Annotated in this window: 18 protein-coding genes, 1 tRNA gene and 1 pseudogene; 12 read left to right on the forward strand and 8 right to left on the reverse strand. The window is 70.5% G+C overall.

The annotated features are described in order from the left end of the window. Positions 1 to 37 precede the first annotated feature (37 nt). From MYF83_RS22340 to MYF83_RS22355, 4 genes are all read right to left on the reverse strand, one after another. Positions 38 to 964: a M56 family metallopeptidase gene (locus tag MYF83_RS22340; RefSeq protein WP_248962534.1), complete on the reverse strand. Its 927-nt coding sequence runs from the start codon at positions 962 to 964 to the stop codon at positions 38 to 40. Continuing rightward, entirely contained in the window at positions 961 to 1,317 is a 357-nt protein-coding gene (locus MYF83_RS22345) for a BlaI/MecI/CopY family transcriptional regulator (protein ID WP_308201487.1), read from the reverse strand. Before MYF83_RS22345 ends, MYF83_RS22340 begins: the two co-directional genes overlap by 4 nt. Before the next feature lie 74 nt (positions 1,318 to 1,391). After that, the gene (locus MYF83_RS22350) at positions 1,392 to 2,240 is read right to left on the reverse strand and encodes a class I SAM-dependent methyltransferase (protein WP_248962535.1); all 849 of its coding nucleotides are present in this window, start codon (positions 2,238 to 2,240) and stop codon (positions 1,392 to 1,394) included. Positions 2,241 to 2,349: 109 nt separating this feature from the next. Further along, complete coding sequence (locus tag MYF83_RS22355; RefSeq protein ID WP_248962536.1) at positions 2,350 to 3,090, reverse strand: SDR family NAD(P)-dependent oxidoreductase; 741 nt, start codon at positions 3,088 to 3,090, stop codon at positions 2,350 to 2,352. Between the two features lie 143 nt (positions 3,091 to 3,233). Here MYF83_RS22355 and mshA point away from each other — a divergent pair, with 143 nt between their 5' ends. The 3 genes from mshA (at position 3,234) to MYF83_RS22370 (ending at position 6,048) form a co-directional block, all read left to right on the forward strand. Beyond that, complete coding sequence (mshA, locus tag MYF83_RS22360; RefSeq protein WP_248962537.1) at positions 3,234 to 4,565, forward strand: D-inositol-3-phosphate glycosyltransferase; 1,332 nt, start codon at positions 3,234 to 3,236, stop codon at positions 4,563 to 4,565. Positions 4,566 to 4,688: 123 nt separating this feature from the next. After that, the gene (locus MYF83_RS22365; protein ID WP_248962539.1) at positions 4,689 to 5,201 is read left to right on the forward strand and encodes a type III secretion system chaperone family protein; all 513 of its coding nucleotides are present in this window, start codon (positions 4,689 to 4,691) and stop codon (positions 5,199 to 5,201) included. A 97-nt stretch (positions 5,202 to 5,298) separates the two neighbouring features. After that, complete coding sequence (locus MYF83_RS22370) at positions 5,299 to 6,048, forward strand: phosphoglyceromutase (protein ID WP_248962541.1); 750 nt, start codon at positions 5,299 to 5,301, stop codon at positions 6,046 to 6,048. Positions 6,049 to 6,158: 110 nt separating this feature from the next. Here MYF83_RS22370 and phoU read toward each other — a convergent pair whose 3' ends face one another. After that, positions 6,159 to 6,818: a phosphate signaling complex protein PhoU gene (gene phoU, locus MYF83_RS22375; RefSeq protein ID WP_248962543.1), complete on the reverse strand. Its 660-nt coding sequence runs from the start codon at positions 6,816 to 6,818 to the stop codon at positions 6,159 to 6,161. Between the two features lie 175 nt (positions 6,819 to 6,993). Between phoU and MYF83_RS22380 the strand changes: the two genes are divergently transcribed. Together MYF83_RS22380 and MYF83_RS22385 are read left to right on the forward strand one after the other, a co-directional pair. Next, entirely contained in the window at positions 6,994 to 8,106 is a 1,113-nt protein-coding gene (locus tag MYF83_RS22380) for a sensor histidine kinase (RefSeq protein ID WP_248962623.1), read from the forward strand. Beyond that, a complete protein-coding gene (locus tag MYF83_RS22385; RefSeq protein ID WP_248962544.1) occupies positions 8,103 to 8,792 on the forward strand; it encodes a response regulator in 690 nt (229 codons plus the stop codon). Before MYF83_RS22380 ends, MYF83_RS22385 begins: the two co-directional genes overlap by 4 nt. A gap of 209 nt (positions 8,793 to 9,001) precedes the next feature. Here the strand turns inward: MYF83_RS22385 and MYF83_RS22390 are convergent, their stop codons facing one another. After that, positions 9,002 to 9,631, reverse strand: a complete 630-nt coding sequence (locus tag MYF83_RS22390) for a copper chaperone PCu(A)C domain-containing protein (protein ID WP_248962546.1) — start codon at positions 9,629 to 9,631, stop codon at positions 9,002 to 9,004. 285 nt (positions 9,632 to 9,916) lie between these two features. On the opposite strand from MYF83_RS22390, the gene MYF83_RS22395 reads away from it, so the two are divergent. The 3 genes from MYF83_RS22395 (at position 9,917) to MYF83_RS22405 (ending at position 11,289) form a co-directional block, all read left to right on the forward strand. Further along, positions 9,917 to 10,399 (forward strand): CarD family transcriptional regulator, encoded by a 483-nt coding sequence (locus tag MYF83_RS22395; RefSeq protein ID WP_184978896.1) that lies wholly within the window; start codon positions 9,917 to 9,919, stop codon positions 10,397 to 10,399. Positions 10,400 to 10,401: 2 nt separating this feature from the next. Continuing rightward, positions 10,402 to 10,875 (forward strand): 2-C-methyl-D-erythritol 2,4-cyclodiphosphate synthase, encoded by a 474-nt coding sequence (ispF, locus tag MYF83_RS22400; protein ID WP_248962551.1) that lies wholly within the window; start codon positions 10,402 to 10,404, stop codon positions 10,873 to 10,875. A 144-nt stretch (positions 10,876 to 11,019) separates the two neighbouring features. Further along, positions 11,020 to 11,289 carry a GlsB/YeaQ/YmgE family stress response membrane protein gene (locus tag MYF83_RS22405; RefSeq protein ID WP_248962552.1) on the forward strand — a complete coding sequence of 90 codons (270 nt, stop codon included), beginning with the start codon at positions 11,020 to 11,022 and terminating at the stop codon, positions 11,287 to 11,289. Between the two features lie 512 nt (positions 11,290 to 11,801). On the opposite strand, the gene MYF83_RS22410 is transcribed toward MYF83_RS22405, so the two are convergent. Further along, a complete protein-coding gene (locus MYF83_RS22410; RefSeq protein ID WP_248962553.1) occupies positions 11,802 to 13,337 on the reverse strand; it encodes a DUF2637 domain-containing protein in 1,536 nt (511 codons plus the stop codon). A gap of 308 nt (positions 13,338 to 13,645) precedes the next feature. On the opposite strand from MYF83_RS22410, the gene cysS reads away from it, so the two are divergent. The 3 genes from cysS to MYF83_RS22425 all read left to right on the forward strand — a co-directional run bounded on the left by cysS (position 13,646) and on the right by MYF83_RS22425 (position 16,384). After that, positions 13,646 to 15,043, forward strand: coding sequence for a cysteine--tRNA ligase (gene cysS, locus MYF83_RS22415; RefSeq protein WP_248962554.1), 1,398 nt, complete (start codon positions 13,646 to 13,648; stop codon positions 15,041 to 15,043). Positions 15,044 to 15,064: 21 nt separating this feature from the next. Continuing rightward, a complete protein-coding gene (gene rlmB, locus MYF83_RS22420) occupies positions 15,065 to 16,030 on the forward strand; it encodes a 23S rRNA (guanosine(2251)-2'-O)-methyltransferase RlmB (RefSeq protein WP_248962555.1) in 966 nt (321 codons plus the stop codon). Positions 16,031 to 16,311: 281 nt separating this feature from the next. After that, positions 16,312 to 16,384, forward strand: a tRNA-Thr gene (locus MYF83_RS22425). A gap of 65 nt (positions 16,385 to 16,449) precedes the next feature. Here the strand turns inward: MYF83_RS22425 and MYF83_RS22430 are convergent. Further along, positions 16,450 to 17,133 (reverse strand): tyrosine-type recombinase/integrase, encoded by a 684-nt coding sequence (locus MYF83_RS22430; RefSeq protein WP_248962556.1) that lies wholly within the window; start codon positions 17,131 to 17,133, stop codon positions 16,450 to 16,452. Between the two features lie 68 nt (positions 17,134 to 17,201). Between MYF83_RS22430 and MYF83_RS22435 the strand changes: the two are divergent. Then, a pseudogene (locus MYF83_RS22435) lies at positions 17,202 to 17,741 on the forward strand (IS5 family transposase); the annotation flags it as partial. Between the last annotated feature and the right edge of the window lie 19 nt (positions 17,742 to 17,760).

Below are 17,760 nucleotides of genomic sequence, written 5' to 3' on the forward strand. Positions count from 1 at the left end.
CAAACACACTGGCAAACAGTAGCAAGCACCTGGCGGGTCAGCCGGGATAGATCCACAGGAGAGGCGCGGAGGCGGACAGCAGGACCGAGAAGGTGACCAGGCCGTACCGGAACCGCCGCGGAAGCGTGGCTCCGGGCTTGACCAGCCGGTTGACCCGGGCCATGACATGCTCGCTCGTGGCTCCGAGCGCTCCGTTCGGCACCGCCCCCGCCCCCGCCGTGCCGAAGCGCAGCAGCGCGGTCGCCAGGCGTCGCGGCGAGCAGTAGCGGCGGGCATGGTCGTCCGCGGCCATCTCGACCAGCAGGGCGACCGAGGAATGGGCGTCGCGCACCACGCTCAGCCAGGGCATCGCCCAGTTCAGCGCGGTGAACGGCAGCAGGACCAGGTCGTGCCGCTCGCGGACGTGGGCGGCCTCGTGGGCCAGGACGGCGGCGAGCTCGTCCCTGCTGAGCAGCGACAGCGTGCCCGCGCTGACCACGACCTCCGACCGCAGGCCGGGCAGGCAGTACGCGGCGGCGCCCGGGTGGTCGAGGATGCGCACGCCTGGCACGCCGGGGTCGTCGTGGGCGATGAGGGACAACAGCGCGCGGTGGCGCCGCCGGGCGCGCAGGGTCTGGAACCCGGCCGCGAGCAGCACCACGATGAGCACCGCGAGGAGCGACAGGCCCGCTACCAGCGCGGTGACGCGGGGCAGGTCGTACGGCTGGAGCAGGCCGTGACCCATGCCGAAGGAGACCGCCGACTGCGCGAAGGCGTGCAGCCCGTACAGCACGCCCCTGCGGTAGGGCTCCAGCGCGTAGGCGAGCAGCGCCCCGACGCTGGCCAGACCCCAGGTGACGCCGAGCGACTGCCACAGCAGGATGGCCGCCCGTGGGGTCCGCCATGGCCATCGTGCGAACGTGAGCCGCCATGCGCCCAGCGCGCACGCCATGGCGAGCGCGGTCAGGACGGCGGCAGCGATCACTCTTCTTCCAGCTCCGTGAGTGCTTTGCGCAGGATGTCGGCCTCGGAGCCGGAGACCGTCTGGGCGAAGCGCGTGAGCGCCGCCGAACGGTCACCGGTCATGTCGAGGGCTTCCAGCATAAGCTCAGCGACGTATGCGTCGCGGCTCGCTCCCGGTTCGTACCGCCAGGCGCGGCCGTCGCGGGTGCGCGTGAGGAAGCCTTTGCGGGTCAGCCGGTCGAGAACCGTCATGACCGTCGTGGGGGCGAGATCGCGGTCGGCGATCAGACGGCCGACCTCCCTTGCGGTCAAGGGGGCGTCCTGGGCCCACAGGATGTCCATGATGCTGCGTTCAAGCTCGCCGAGACCCTTCACGCCGGTAAGCCTACCTCGGGTAGTACTACGTCGTGTAGAGGCCCATCCGCCGGGCCGCCCGAGTGAAGCGAGGCTCAGGCGAGAGGACGCGAGTCCGGGGCCAGGGCCGACCACGGGAGGGTGAGCTCGCCGAGCCGCCAGCGGCGCCTGCCACCGAGCGGGGGAGTGGTCGCGACCGGCCAGGTGGCGGCCAGCCGCTCCACCGCCGCGATCCACCGCGGGCGCACCCCGTAGGCCCCGTACGGCGCGGAAAGCGCCCAGGCGTGGTCGAAGTCGCGCAGGAAGCCGTGGACCCGCTCACCCGGAACGTTGCGGTGGATCAACGTCTTCGGCAGCCGCTCGGCCAGGTCCGAGGGGCGCTCGAAGCCGGCGAGGCGGGCCGAGAACGTCACCGTGCGCGGCCCGCGGGCGTCCAGCGCCACCCAGGCCGCCCGGTGGCCCACCTCCGAACAGGTGCCCTCGACGATCACGCCGTCGCCGGCCAGGCGTGACCGCAGCAGGTCCCACGCCTCCCACGCCTGCGCCTCGCCGTACTGCCTGAGCACGTTGAACGCCCGGATGATGAGCGGCCGCCCGCCCACCGGCAGCTCGAACCCGCCGCGCACGAAGCTCAGCCCCGGCCTCTCGTACGGCTTGGCCGCGGCGACGCGCACCGGATCGATCTCGACCCCCACCACCTCCACGTCGGGACGTACGCGGCGCAGCCGCAGGAAGAGCTCCGAGGTGGTGACGTGCGTCGCCCCGTACCCGAGGTCGACCACGAGCGGCCGGTCCGCCGAGACCAGCAGCGGGCCGTACACCGCGGCCGTCCACCGGTCCGACCGGCGCAGGCGGTTGTGTCCCGTCGTCCCCCGGGTGATCTCGCCGACCGGCCTGCCCGCGGCCGGCGGCCGGCCGCCCCGCGCCCGCCCGCCGTTCACCACGCGCCCGCCCCCTACCGGCCGGGTCGGCGGCGAGAAGCCGGCCGATACCGAGGCGATGGGCGGACCAGGGACGATGGACGACGTGGCGGAGATGGGGATGTCCTCACCCTCAGGAGACCCGGTGGACCTTGTGCTGCGCGGCCTGCGCGCGCGGGCGGATGACGAGCCGGTCGATGTTGACGTGCGCGGGCCGGGTGACGCACCAGGCGATCGCGTCGGCCACGTCGTCGGCCGTCAGGGGGTTCGGCACCCCCTGGTACACCTTCTCGGCGCGCTCGGCGTCGCCGCGGAAGCGGGTCAGCGAGAACTCCTCGGTCTGCACCATGCCGGGGGCCACCTCGATGATGCGCACCGGCTCCCCGCACAGCTCCAGGCGGAGCGTCTCGGTCATGGAGGTCTGGGCGTGCTTGGCCGCGCAGTAGCCGCCACCGCCCTCGTAGGAGACCAGCCCCGCCACCGACGTCAGCATCAGCAGGACGCCGTCACCGGACTCGATCAGCTTCGGCAGCAGCGCCCGGGTCATTCTCAGCGACCCCAGCACGTTGACCTCGTACATCTGCCGCCAGTCGTCGACCAGCCCGTCGGCCACCGGCTCAAGGCCGACGGCCCCGCCCGCGTTGTTGATCAGCACGTCACACCGGTCGAGCGAGCCGGCCAGCGCGGCCACGGACTCGTCGGAGGTCACGTCGAGCGTGGCGGGCCGGATGGCCGGAACCTCGGCCGCCAGCTTGTCCAGCCGGTCGCGGCGCCGGGCGGCGGCCACGACCTCGTAGCCCTCCGCGGCCAGCCGGCGCGCCGTGGCCTCCCCGATGCCGCTGCTCGCCCCCGTCACCACAGCTGTCCTGGTCATGTCGTGTCCTGTCCTCAAGGTCGGATCGGGAACCTCGGCGTCCGGCGCCCCCGGCGGTGCTCGTGCGCCGCCCGTCGGTCATCTTGCCAGCGCGCCGGGAGAGGGGTGCGCGCGGGACCACGCGATTCCCTTCTGGGAATCTCATGAAGTTTCCGACAGTTATAACCCTTCTGGAGGTGGTGTCGGTGCCGCGAGTGCCGGTCGCACGCCGGGTCAACCGGGTCGCGACGATCAGCATGCACACGTCCCCGCTCGACCAGCCGGGCACCGGTGACGCCGGGGGCATGAACGTCTACATCGTCGAGGTGGCCAAGCGCCTCGCCGACCTGGGGGTCGAGGTCGAGATCTTCACGCGGCAGACCGCCCGCGACCTGCCTCCCGCTGTCGAGCTGGTGCCGGGCGTGATCGTCCGCCACGTCACCGCCGGGCCGTACGAGGAGCTCGACAAGGGCGACCTGCCGGGCCAGCTCTGCGGGTTCCTGTCCGGCGTGCTGCGCACCGAGGCGATGTTCGACCCCGGGCACTACGACGTCATCCACTCGCACTACTGGCTGTCCGGCCAGGTCGGCTGGCTCGCCAAGGAGCGCTGGGGCGTGCCCCTGGTGCACACCATGCACACCATGGCCAAGGTCAAGAACCTTCTGCTCGCCGACGGTGACAAGCCCGAGCCCGTCGCTCGCGTGCTCGGCGAGGAGCAGGTCGTCGAGATCGCCGACCGCCTGGTCGCCAACACCGCCGCCGAGGCGCGCGAGCTGATCGATCTCTACGGCGCCCCCAGCGAGCGTGTGGCCGTGGTGAACCCCGGCGTCAACCTCCAGGTGTTCCAGCCCGCCTCCAAAGGCGCCGCCCGGCACCGGCTGCACCTGCCGCAGGACGCCCACGTCCTGCTCTTCGTCGGCCGCATCCAGCCGCTCAAGGCCCCCGACGTCCTGCTCAGAGCCGCCGCGCGGATGCTCGCGGACGACCCTTCGCTACGGTCGCGCCTGATCGTGGCCTGCGTCGGCGGCCCGAGCGGCAACGGGCTCGCCCGGCCCTCCTACCTCACCGACCTGGCCGCCGAGCTCGGCATCTCCGACGTCGTACGGCTCGCGCCGCCCGCTCCGCAGAGCGAGCTCGCCGACTGGTACCGCGCCGCCGACGTCACCGTCGTCCCGTCCTACAACGAGTCGTTCGGCCTTGTCGCACTGGAGTCCCAGGCCTGCGGCACCCCCGTCGCGGCCGCCGCCGTGGGCGGGCTCCGCACGGCCGTGCGGGACGGCGTGTCCGGCCTGCTCGTCGACGGGCACGAGCCCAACGCGTGGGCCAGGACATTACGCGCGTTCGTCGACCGCCCGCTCTGGCGCGACACGCTCGCCACCGGGGCCAGGGACCACGCGGCGGCCTTCGGCTGGTCGGCCACCGCCTCGCGCCTCGTCGAGGTGTACGCCGGCGCCATGGCCCGGCTGCGCCGCACGCCGGTGGCCGTGAACCTCTGACGCTTAGACGGTCCGGCACGGGGAATCCTGGACCTCCGTCCGGTGGGGCGGAGGCAGTACTGTCGTCGCCGACCGTACGGACCGGCGCGGGCCGCCACGAGGAACGTGGGAGTGTGCACTGTTATGGATCACGAGGCGGCCGTCGAGTCCGCGCTGAAGGCGGCGGAGATCTCCTACGAGCGCCCGCGCCCGGGCGCCTTCCTGGTGAGACTTCCAGGGCAGCACAAGCTGGCGACCATGACCTGGCTCAGCATCTCCGGCCAGGCGCTGCACGTCGAGGCGTTCTTCTGCCGGCAGCCCGACGAGAACCACCTGGAGTTCTACCGCTGGCTGCTGACCAAGAACGGCTCCATGTACGGCGTGCACTTCGCCCTCGACGCGGTCGGGGACGTCCACCTCGTCGGGCACCTGCCGCTCGCGTCGGTGTCCCAGGAGGAGATCGACCGGCTGCTCGGCTGCGTGCTGACCTACGCCGACGACTGGTTCGACCGCGCCCTGGAGCTGGGATTCGCCTCCTCCATCCGCCGCGAGTGGGACTGGCGGGTCAAGCGCGGAGAGTCCCTTGCCAACCTGCGGGCCTTCGAAGGCATCGTCGAGCGCGGCAGACGGGAAGAGAACCCCGGAACGGCCGTCTGACCGGCTCACGGCTCGAAGTACCAGAGGCGGCGCGGGCCGGCCAGGGCCCCGGGCCGTCGCTACCCGCGTAAAGCGGGCACGCCCTAAGCTTGGGCGCATGGCTACTTTGGTGCTATTGCGGCATGGCGAGAGTGAGTGGAACGCGAAAGGCCTGTTCACCGGATGGGTCGACGTCAATCTCTCGGCCACGGGTGAGGAAGAGGCGCGTCGCGGCGGCAGGCTGCTCCTCGACGCGGACGTGCGCCCCGACGTGGTGCACACCTCGGTCCTGACCCGCGCCATCCAGACCGCCAACCTCGCCCTTGGCGCGGCGGACCTGCTGTGGCTGCCGGTCGCGCGCTCCTGGAGGCTCAACGAGCGCCACTACGGCGCGCTCCAGGGCAAGGACAAGGCGCAGACCCGCGACGAGTTCGGTGACGAGCAGTTCATGCTCTGGCGTCGCTCGTACGACGTCCCGCCGCCGCCGCTGGCCGACGACGACGAGTTCTCCCAGGCCGGCGACGCGCGGTACGCCACGCTGCCGCCGGAGCTGCTGCCGAGGACCGAGTGCCTCAAGGACGTCGTCCAGCGCATGCTGCCCTACTGGTACGACCGCATCGTGCCCGACCTGGCGGACGGACGCACCACCCTGGTCGTGGCCCACGGCAACTCGCTGCGCGCCCTGGTCAAGCACCTCGACGGCATCGGCGACGACGAGATCGCCGGGCTCAACATCCCGACCGGCATCCCGCTCCGCTACGAGCTGGACGCCGACTTCCGGCCGCTCAAGCCCGGCGGCGAGTACCTCGACCCGGAGGCCGCCAAGGCCGCCATCGAGGCCGTCGCCAACCAGGGCAAGGCCAAGTAGCCCTCGACCGTCACAAGAAAGCCCCGGACCGCGAAGGTCCGGGGCTTTCTCGCGCGCCGGGGCGCCTGGTCCCCCGTGGAACGGTGCGACGCGGGCGGGTGGCGCCGTTGTCAGGAGGCGGAGCTGCCGTCGTGCCGGCTGCCGGTCACGAGGTACACCACGTCACGGGCGACCCGCACGGCGTGGTCGGCGTACCGCTCGTAGTAGCGGCCGGTGAGGGTGATGTCGATCGCCGGCTCGATGCCGTGCGCCCAGTCCTTGGACAGCAGCACGCGGAACAGCCTGCGGTGCAGCCGGTCCATCGCGTCATCGTCGTCGTCGAGCTGCTTGGCGAGCTCGACGTCGTGGGTGGCGATGCAGCTCCCGGTCTTGGTGATCAGGCGCTCGGCGATCTGCCCCATCTCCAGGATGGTGTCGCGCACCTCCGGCGGGATCGCCGAGTCGGGGTGACGCATCCGCGCGATCTTCGCCACGTGCTCGGCCAGGTCGCCCATGCGCTCCAGGTCCCCGCCCATCCGCAGCGCGGTGATCGCGATGCGCAGGTCCACGGCCACGGGCTGCTGGGTGGCCATCAGCTCGAAGATGGAGGTCTCGATCTCCTGGAAGAGCCGGTTGACCTCGGCGTCCTGGGAGATCACACTCTCCGCGAGCTGGAGGTCGGCGTCCAGCAAGGCGGTGGTGGCCCTCGATATCGCCGAGCGGACCAGGCTGGTCATCTCCACTAGGCGGTCGTTGAGAGCGTTGAGTTCTTCGTGGAAGGCGTCGCGCATGCGACTTACGCTACGCGCGCGTTCGTGAACGAACTTCGTCCAGAAGATGAACTCTGCAGGAAAGGGGCGTCGAGGAGGTCCTGGCCAGCGAATAAGGCCGCCTACCATCGAAAGCGTGAGTGAGATCGTGACAAGCCTGGCCGCCCTGGCGGGTTTTGTCGTCGGGGCGATCGCGATGGTGGCGGTGCGTCCTCGGGACAAACGCCACCCCGAGCCCGTTGAGAACTCCGACCTCGTCCTGCCTCAGGGGGTGGCGTCGGTGCTGGCCGTGCTGCCCTCCTCCGCCGTCGTGCTGGACCGTGACGACCGGGTGCTGCGTGCCAGCTCCGCCGCGCGGGCCTTCGGCCTGGTCAAGGGGGATCACCTCATGGCCGCCGAGCTGCTCGCCCTCGCCCGGCAGGTGCGCAGGGACGGCGAGATCCGCGAGAGCGAGTTCGAGGTCGCCGGCCACAAGTTCGGCATGGAGGTCACCACCTTCGCCGTGCGGGTCGCCCCCCTGGGCACTCACGGCCAGGTGCTGGTGCTCGCGGAGGACCAGACCGAGCACCGCCGCGTCGAGGCCGTGCGCCGCGACTTCGTCGCCAACGTCAGCCACGAGCTGAAGACCCCCGTGGGCGCGCTGAGCCTGCTGGCCGAGACGATCCAGGACGCCGCGGACGACCCCGTGGCGGTCAACCGCTTCGCCGGGCGCATGCAGCACGAGGCGGCCCGGCTCACCTACCTCGTCCAGGACCTGATCACCCTTTCCCGCATCCAGGGCGGCGAGCCGATCCCCACGCCCGGCTGCGTGCCGGTCGACGAGGTGCTCAACGAGGCCATCGACCGGTGCAACACCAAGGCCGCGGCCAAGGACATCGCGCTGGTCGCCGGCGGCACGGAGGGCCTTCGCGTGTGGGGCGACGACGAGCTGCTGGTCACCGCCCTGCGCAACCTGATCGACAACGCGGTCGCCTACAGTCCCGAGAGCACCCGCGTCGTCGTGAGCGCCCGCCCCGCCGGCGAGTCCGTCGAGGTGAGCGTCAGCGACCAGGGCATCGGCATCCCCGAGAGCTCGCAGGAGCGCATCTTCGAGAGGTTCTTCCGCGTCGACCCCGCCCGATCCCGGGCCACCGGCGGCACGGGGCTCGGCCTCGCCATCGTCAAGCACGTCGCCGTGGCCCACGGCGGTGAGGTGACGGTCTGGAGCAAGGAAGGCTCCGGCTCCACCTTCACGCTTCGTCTGCCGGCCTTCGGCGGCACGGCGATAGCCGTACCAAGCACATCAATCCCTCTGGAGGCCGCGAAGTGACCCGCGTGCTCGTCGTCGAGGACGAGGAGTCGTTCTCCGACGCCCTGTCCTACATGCTGCGCAAGGAGGGGTTCGAAGTCGCGGTGGCGGCCACCGGCCCCGAGGCGCTGGACACCTTCGACCGCAACGGCGCCGATCTGGTGCTGCTCGATCTGATGCTTCCCGGCCTGCCCGGTACGGAGGTGTGCCGCTCGCTGCGGCAGCGTTCCAAGGTCCCGGTGATCATGCTGACCGCCAAGGACAGCGAGATCGACAAGGTGGTCGGCCTGGAGCTCGGTGCCGACGACTACGTCACCAAGCCGTTCTCCTCCCGCGAGCTGGTGGCGCGCATCCGCGCGGTGCTGCGCAGGCAGGGCGACGCCGAGGAGGTCGAGCAGGCCGTCCTCGCCGCCGGTCCGGTCCGCATGGACGTCGACCGCCACATCGTCGCGGTCCGCGGCAAGCAGGTGCAGCTCCCGCTGAAGGAGTTCGAGCTGCTGGAGGTGCTGCTGCGCAACGCGGGCCGGGTGCTGACCCGTGGCCAGCTGATCGACCGCGTGTGGGGCGCCGACTACGTCGGCGACACCAAGACCCTCGACGTGCACGTCAAGCGCCTGAGGGCCAAGGTCGAGGCCGACCCCTCCGACCCGCGGTGCATCCTCACCGTCCGCGGCCTGGGGTACAAGTTCGACCCCGCGGAGGCCTGAGCCTCTGCCTGAACGTCGAAGGCCCGGTGGTGGGGGGGGGGGGGGGGGCCCCCCCCCGCCCCTGCCCAGGCCCCCCCCGGCGCCGGCCCGCCGCCCGCCCCGGGCAGGCAGGGCCCGCTCCCTGACCGGCGCCGGCCGGGTGGTGCGGCTCGAGCGAGCCGCACCACCGGGCCTTTCGCCTGCCCGCCACGGGCTCGGCGCGTCAGCCGTCAGCTGTTGGCGGTCGGGTCCGCCGAGGGAGTGGTGCTGGGGGACGTCGTGGGCGCCGGGGTGGCCGAGGCCGACGGGGCGGCGCTCGGCGCGGCCGGGAGGCCGGCGAACTCGCGGCTGCGCGTGACCACAGGGACGGCCATCTGGATGTCACCGGCGGTGGCGAAGCGGAGGGTCAGGGTGAGGCTCTCACCGCCGTACAGCGGCTTCTGGGTGCCTTCCAGGATGACCTGGGACGCCGGCCTGCCGGTGTTGACGAGCTGGCCGGGGGGCAGGCTGATAACGCCCGGCGCCTTGACCGACGCCGCGGCCTGGCCGGCCACGGAGACGCCTTCGAGCCGGTCGGCGGCGGTGCCGTAGTTCACCATCGACAGGTAGAGCGGGACCGAGCCGCCCGCCGCGATCTGGGCACCCGACTCAGGGCCGAGGAGGAACGCCTGGGCGATCTTGATGCCGTTCCTGCCGTAGGCCTTGCTGGAGCCGTTGCTGTCAATGAGCACGTTGGCCTCGGTCGGTGCGTACGCATTGTTGGTGTTCGCGTCGGTGCCCGCGCCACACGCGGCCAGCGCAGGGGCGGCTGCGAGCAGAGCGGTGACGATGATCACCCTGCGACGGCTGGTGCTGGTCACAGTTCGAGGTCTCCTTGATACACATGGGTATGGCCAATGGCAACCTTATCCGTGCTCTCGGCCCCTTTCTCAGGCGGGCCGGGGACGGCGTACGGACGGCGCACAAGGGGCGCGAGGGCGGCCAGCATCGCAGGTCACCGGGCATGTCAGGAGCGCGGATTCACAGGGTCGACCGGTTGTCAAGTCCTAAATCGAGGCTTTGACCTGCAGTTATGTTGATTTCACTGTTCCGGGAGGGGACTGGCGCGTGGTATCCTGGAGTACAGCGGAAGGGGTACTTGTCACATGACTTTCCAGGTCGGCGACACTGTCGTCTACCCCCACCACGGGGCTGCTCGGATCGAAGCCATCACGACCCGCACGATAAAGGGCGAGGACAGAACCTATCTGGTGCTGAAGGTCGACAAGGGCGACCTTACCGTTCAGGTGCCGGCGGACAACGCCGAGCTCGTCGGTGTGCGTGATGTTGTGGGCCAGGAAGGCCTGGAGCGCGTCTTCGACGTTCTGCGCATGCCGCACACAGAAGAGCCCACCAACTGGTCGCGTCGTTACAAGGCCAACCTTGAGAAGCTGGCGTCCGGTGACGTCAACAAGGTTGCCGAAGTGGTGCGTGACCTTTGGCGGCGAGACAAGGAGCGTGGTCTGTCCGCAGGCGAAAAGCGCATGCTCGCGAAGGCCAGGCAGATACTGGTCAGTGAGCTGGCGCTCGCGGAGAAGACCAACGAGGACAAGGCCGAGGCGCTTCTCGACGAGGTTCTCAACTCCTGAACATGACACGGCCAAGGGTGGGCGTCGGAGTCGACGTCCACCCTTTCGCATCCGGCCGCGAGCTCAATCTGGCCGGCCTCCACTGGCCGGGTGAGACCGGGCTCGCGGGCCATTCCGACGGCGACGCCGCCGCGCACGCCTGCTGTGACGCGCTGCTGTCCGCCGCCGGTCTCGGCGATCTCGGAGGGCTTTTCGGCACCTCCGACCCACGCTGGGCGGGCGCGTCCGGCGTCACCCTGCTCGAGGAGGCCGCACGTCACGTGCGCGCGGCCGGGTTCGAGATCGGCAACATCGCCGTGCAGATCATCGGCAACCGCCCCAAGCTCGCGCCGCGACGCGCCGAGGCCGAGAAGGTCCTGAGCGAGGTGGTGTCGGCCCCGGTCAGCGTCAGCGCCACCACGACCGACGGGCTCGGTCTCACCGGGCGAGGAGAGGGCATCGCCGCCATCGCCACCGCCCTCGTTTTCGGCCGCTGATCCTCTCTGAAAGCATGCCTGCGGAGCCTCATGACCCTCATATGGCGCTCTGATCAGGCTTTTCTTACTTTCTAGGATTAGTACCCCATATGAGGGTAGCCACCTTGTCAGCGTGAAGGTGCGACCCTCAAGGGGAGGCTCAATATGTCCATTCAAACCATCCTCGGCGCGATTGTCATCGGTGCCATCATCGGAGCTCTCGGACGGCTCGTACTTCCCGGCCGGCAGCCCATCGGGTGGATCCTCACGATCGTCGTCGGCATCGTCGCCGCTCTGATCGGTACTGCCCTCGCCCAGGTGCTCAACGTCGCGACGACCGACGGCATCGACTGGATCGAACTGGTCCTCCAGGTCGTCCTCGCCGTGGTCGGCGTCGGCCTCGTCGCCGCCATCCGCGGCCGAGAAAGGGTCTGACCCAAGGCGGAGTGCGCCGCACCGGTGACCTTCGCCAACGCTCGAACGCAGGGCGGTCACCCACCCGGTGCCGCGACTCCGCCGGCACCTTCAAGATCCGCCTGGTCCCCCAGACCAGGCGGATCTTCGTCATCCCCACCCCGCCGCCCGTCCACCCCTTCCTCCTGATGCGGTACCCACCCGCCTTCACCGGGCGGCAGCGTTCTCCTGCTCGGTGGATTTCGTTCAGTGGGCACCGCGGCGGCAAGGGCGGGATACGGCGATGCCGGCGCCCTCGTACGGCGAGTGGCGCGGCGGACGTTCGTAGGCCCGCGGGCCGGGTGTACCGGACCGGCCGGGCAGGCGGGCGGCGGTCAGGTGCGGCGGGCGGCGGTCAGGTACGGCGGCGCCTACTCCTCGGGCAGCAGCGTTCTTCTGCTCGGTGGGTTTCGTTCAGTGGGCGCCGCGCGGCGAGGGGGGATACGGCGATGCCGGCGCCCTTTTACGGCGAGTGACGGGTCAGGTGCCGGCGTCTACTCCTCGGGCGGTAGGGGAGTGCTGCGCATCCGGCCGGACGGCGGTGCCGTCGTCTCGGTGATGTACGGCTGCCGCCGGGCATGAGGCGCCTCATGCTCCTCGGCGTTGCCGGCGTCATGCGCGGGGTCGGGCGCCTCGTCGTGGATCTCCTCCGCCGAATCGGAGGGCAGCGGGGCGGCCTCCCCACGCAGGTGCGGGTAAGGCTGGGTGTCCGCGGCCCCCGTCTCCGGAGAGGCGTCGGCGGAGGGCTGCTCGGCCACAGGGTCGGTGATCTGCGGGTACGGCTGGGTATCGCCGGGCTCGCGGTCGCGGGTGGGCTTGGGCAGCGGATGGACCAGCACGTCGCCGCTGGCGGGACGGACGAGGTCTCCCCAGCGAAGCGGCCGATCGGGATCACGCTCACGCTCGGCTCGTGGGCCCGGCGTCATCTGGCCTCGCGGCTGGGGCACCAGCCGCTGCTCAGGCTCGGGCGCGGGCACGTTGTGCTCCGGCTCGGGGAGGGCATGCTCGGGCTCCGACAGAACATGGCGCGGCTCAGGGAGGGCATGCTCCGGCTCGGGGAAGGCATGCTCCGGCTCGGGAACAGCGTGCTCCTGCTCAGATGCGGCGTACTCCGGCACGGAATGCTCGGTGGGAAGGGGCGCGGCCTGCTCCTCGGCGAGATGAGGCCGGGGCGCCTCGTCACTGCGCAGCGGCGGCAGTTCGTCCACCGAAGGGGTCTCCGGAGCGGGGGTCGGTGGCACGACCGGCGTGATCTCGGGCTCCGGCTCGTGCGGGGCGTCCAGGTGGGCGACGAGATCCCGTTCATGAGCGAATACGTGGGCGGCCGTCTCGAGTGGCGGAGCGAGTTCGGGATCGCGTTCCTCGTGCCCGAACGGCACGATGTCGTGGCCCCTGCCCGAGGCACGTTCGAAATGGTCCGCATGCGAGCCCCGTTCGGAGGACCCCGTGCCGGAGGCACGTCGGGCGAAGTCCGTGCCCGCATCGCGTTCAGGGAAGTCCACACTCGCCGCGGGCTCGGAGACGTCCGACCGCGAGGGACGGCGGGACTGGGGGCGCCTGGACGGGAGCAGGAACAGCCACAGCCCGATGACGAGCATCACCCAGGGGGCCACCGCGACACCCACCGCCGCCTGCCGCGCGTCGACGGTGAAGTTCGTAGCGGTCGCGACGTTGGTGGCACCGGCGGCCAGGATCAGCACGGCCAGGACCGTCCACGCCTGCAGCCGTACCAGCAGACGGGCGGGCCGCAGCAGCAGCACGCTGATCAAGGCGATGACCAGCAGCGTGTCGAAGCCCGCGGGGTAGAGGAAGGCGAGGTCGCCCCGTGCTCCTCCGGTGACGGCGAGGGCGCGGATCGCGTCGAACGACAGCACGCAGGCCGCTCCGGTGAGCACTGCCACCGCCAGGCCCGCGACGGCGATACCCAGGCGGCGCAGGAACAGCGCCGCTCCGGTCGGATGGGCGGGAGCGGGCGGCGGCTCGGGCCGGCGGGAGGACTGACCTGCCGCCAAAGGGGGAGTGACGTCCATGGCGCTTTGAGCCTACAGAATCGGCGATGCCGTGACGGGGAGGGAGCCCGACGCCACGCGGGTCCACCGGTACCGAAACGCGAGTCCTCGTGTACCGAGACGCGGGGCGCCGGCGAAGCGGGATGGGACGTTCGTAACGCGACAGTTGGCATCGGGGGTAATCATCAAGGACAACAAGTCGTATAAGTGAGAAGCCGGTCAGTAGTGTGACTGTTGGGGAAAGGCCGTCGGATTCACATTCGATTTGCGGGCGTGTGAGGTCGGGCAACCCGTCCTGTCACGGCGTGCGAGGCATTAGCCTTGCGTTCGTGAGTCTGCGCCTATACGACACCAGCACCCGTGCGGTCCGCGACTTCGTCCCCATCCAGCCGGGCCGGGTCTCGATTTACCTCTGCGGGGCCACTGTGCAGGCTCCGCCGCATATCGGTCACATCCGGTCCGGCGTCAACTTCGACGTCATGCGCCGATGGCTGACGCGGTCGGGGTACGAGGTGTCGTTCTGCCGCAACGTCACCGACCTCGACGACAAGATCATCCGCGTCGCCGCCGAAGAAGGCGTGCCGTGGTTCGTGATCGCCGAGCGCAACCAGCGCGCGTTCACCTGGGCCTACGACACCCTCGGCTGCCTGCCGCCCACGGTCGAGCCGAGGGCGATGGGCCACATCCCCGAGATGATCGAGCTGATCCAGCGGCTGATCGACAAGGGCCACGCCTACGCCGCGGGCGGCGACGTCTACTTCGACGTCATGTCCTATGCCGAGCGCTACGGCAGGCTGTCCAACCAGCGCCCCGAGAACATGCGGGCGGCCGGTGACACCGACACCGACTCCGCCAAGCACGATGGCCGGGACTTCGCCCTGTGGAAGGGCGCCAAGCCCGGCGAGCCGACCTGGTCGACCCCGTGGGGTCCGGGCCGGCCCGGCTGGCACCTCGAGTGCTCCGCCATGGCAACCAAGTACCTCGGAGAGACGTTCGACATCCACGGCGGCGGCGTCGACCTGATCTTCCCGCACCACGAGAACGAGGTCGCCCAGTCCCAGGCGGCGGGCGACGGCTTCGCCCGCTACTGGCTGCACAACGGCATGCTCAAGATCGGCGCCGAGAAGATGAGCAAGTCGCTCGGCAACTCCCTGCTGGTCCCGGCCATGCTCAACAAGGTGCGCGCGGTGGAGCTGCGCTACTACCTGGTCGCGGCGCACTACCGCTCCGCCATCGACTACTCCGACGAGGCGCTGGCCGAGGCCGCCGCCGGCTACCAGCGCATCGAGGGCTTCGTCACCCGCGCGGCCGAGGTCATCCACGACGTCGACGCGGCGGCCCCGCTGCCGCAGGCCTTCGTCGACGCGATGGACGACGACCTCGGCGTGCCGCAGGCGCTCGCGGTGGTCCACGAGGTCGTCCGCGAGGGCAACGTCGCCCTGGCCCACGGCAACAAGGAACAGGTGGCCCGCCTTCTCGCCGAGACGCAGAACATGCTCGACGTCCTCGGCCTGGACCCCCGCTCCCCGCAGTGGCGGCGATCCGGCGCGGACACCGAGCTGCGCGAGACGGTTGATGCCCTGGTCAGAGTGGCTCTGGAGCAGCGTCAGGCCGCCCGGGCCCGCAAGGACTACGCCGCCGCCGACGCCATCCGCGACCAGCTGGCCGCCGCGGGCGTGATGGTCGAGGACACCCCTCAGGGTGCCCGATGGGAACTGGCCCGCTGATCGCGCCGGTAGGCTGGCACCATGGCAGGTGCGGGTAAGGGGTCAGGTAGACCCGCGAAGAAGAAGGGCCCCACACGGGGCACCGGTGGGCAGGGCCGGCGAGCCCTCCAGGGCAGGGGAGCGACTCCGCCTGCCCACGAGAGGCATTGGTTCAAGGACAAGCAGCGTCCCACGGGCGCGCCCGGCGCGGAGCCTAGATCCGCCGAGCAGCCGGCGCGGAAGCCCCGCGGCGGCAAGCGCGACGAGGCTCCCGAGGTCATCGGCGGGCGAAACCCCGTCGTCGAGGTGCTTCGTGCCGAGGTGCCCGCCAACGTGCTCTACGTGGCGCAGCGGGTCGAGAGCGATGACCGCATCCGCGAGGCGATCAAGATGGCCGCGAACCGCGGCATCGCCCTGCTGGAAGTCAGCCGCGACAAGCTCGACAGGCTGACCGAAGGCGCCGTCCACCAGGGCCTGGCGCTTCAGCTCCCGCCCTACGAGTACGCCCATCCCGAGGATCTCGTCGAGCGGGCCAAGGACGCCGCCGAGGTCCCGCTGATCATCGCGCTCGACAGCGTCACCGATCCGCGCAACCTCGGAGCCATCGCCCGCTCCGCCACGGCCTTCGGCGCCCACGGCATCCTCGTGCCCTCGCGTCGCTCCGCGGGCGTCACCGCCGGAGCCTGGAAGACCTCCGCGGGTACGCTCGCCCACCTGCCCGTGGCCCGGGCGGCCAACCTGACGAGCACCCTGCGCGAATACCGCGAGCAGGGCCTGTTCGTGGTCGGTCTGGACGGCGGAGCCTCGGCTGACATCGGCGATGTCGAGCTGGTCACCGAGCCGCTGGTCGTCGTGGTCGGCTCCGAAGGCAAGGGCCTGTCCCGGCTGGTCCGCGAGTCGTGCGACGTGGTGGCGCGCATTCCCATGAACGCCGCCGCCGAGTCCCTCAACGCCGGCGTGGCAGCGGCCATCGCCCTCTACGAGATAGCCCGCCACCGCCGCCGCTAACCTCCCACCCGCGGCCCCTCCATCCCTCCAGCCTCCGGCTGCCCCCGCCGCCCTGTCCAACCCGTCCCCGGCCTCCGGCCGACCCGCCGCGCCGACACCCTCCAACTCCTCGTCGCCCTCTCCGGCGGCCCAGCTCTCCGGCTCTCCCGGCCGTCCCGCACCCCAGGCTCCAGCGGTGTCACCTCAGCACCCTGCGAAGACTGGCGGTTCCTCGGCCCAGACGATCAATGATCGGTGACGGTGCCCGCGCCATACGACTAAACTCGTAGGGCACCGCACCCGCCGACGTAGCTCAATCGGCAGAGCAACGGTCTTGTAAACCGTAGGTCAGGGGTTCGATTCCCCTCGTCGGCTCCCAGCTCAAAGGCCCCTTGCGATCATCGCAGGGGGCCTTTTGCTAACACGTTTGCTAACACGAGCTACGCGGGGGCATCCTCGATCGCTGTCGCGAAGATGTCAGCCGCCATCGCCATCTGCTCGTTGATCACGTGCGCGTACACCCGAAGCGTGATCGCCGGGTCAGCGTGGCCCAGCCGGGCCGCCACCACGTGCACCGGCACGCCGGCCAGCAGGAGCGTAGTCGCGTGGATGTGCCGGAAGTCGTGCAGACGAGCGTGCGGCAACGGGTTCTCAGGCTTGGGGCCGCTCTTCGGAGCGTTGTAAGCCTGGATGAGCTTGCTCACCAACGATGTGACGGTGTCCGGATAGATCGGCTCACCCCATCCCGTGGTGAACACGTAGTCATCGGCGCCCTTCCATTCCTCGCCGGCCGTCGATCTCTCGATGGCTTGACGCGCCTGATGCTCGCGGAGTACTGCCGCAGATGCCTTATCCAGGCTGACGACGCGGGATCGACCGCTCTTGGTCGTACCCTCTACCCGCTTCCCGTCCACTACGGCCGAGCTTCCCTTGATCCGGATCTCTGGTGTGTCGAGGTCGACGTCAGCCCACCGGAGGTTGAGCGCGGTGATGCCGTCCATCCGGAGGGTGACGCGCTGCCCGGCCAGGGTGGTGCCGATGCACAGGGCATGGTTGGCCAGGCTGACCGTGCCGGTCGTACTGACCAGGCGGTCGATCTCGACAGCCGGATAACCCTCGTCCAATGCCGGAATGGGAGCGGGACGAGCCGGTCGGGCGAGACGCCGGAGAGGACCCGGAGCGGGAAGAATGGCGACGCGTCCGTCGCCGCCGCAAGCTCCGACTGAAAGCCGCTCTGCTCGGACGCTCGAGAGGCGGGCAGATCAGCAAGGTTCACTTCGCCGCCGACCGGAAGTGCCGCCCGCTGGCGTTCGTCCTGACTGCGGGACAGGCTGCCGACAGCCCGCAGTTCATCCCCGTGCTCGAGAAAGTACGGGTCCGCGGGCCGGTCGGCCCTTCCCGCACCCGACCCGAAGCGGTCGCCGGGGACAAGGCCTACTCGTCCCGCGGCAACCGCACCTACCTACGGAAATGCCACATCAAGGCAGTCATCCCGGAGAAGAGGGACCAGGCTGCCAACGGGAAGAACAAGGGCAGCAAGGGAGGTCGGCCCGTCAGCCACGACGCCGACCTCTACAAGGAACGGAACACCGTCGAGCGCCTGATCAACAAGCTCAAGGCCTGGCGAGGCATCGCCACCCGCTACGACAAGACCCCCGCGAGCTACCTCGCCGGCCTCCACCTTCGCACCGCGATGATCTGGATCAAAGACCTCACCCGGACCACCCCTTGATCACAACCCGATACGCGCC

The sequence above is a fragment of the Sphaerisporangium perillae genome (assembly GCF_023276435.1).
GTDB lineage: Bacteria > Actinomycetota > Actinomycetes > Streptosporangiales > Streptosporangiaceae > Sphaerisporangium > Sphaerisporangium perillae.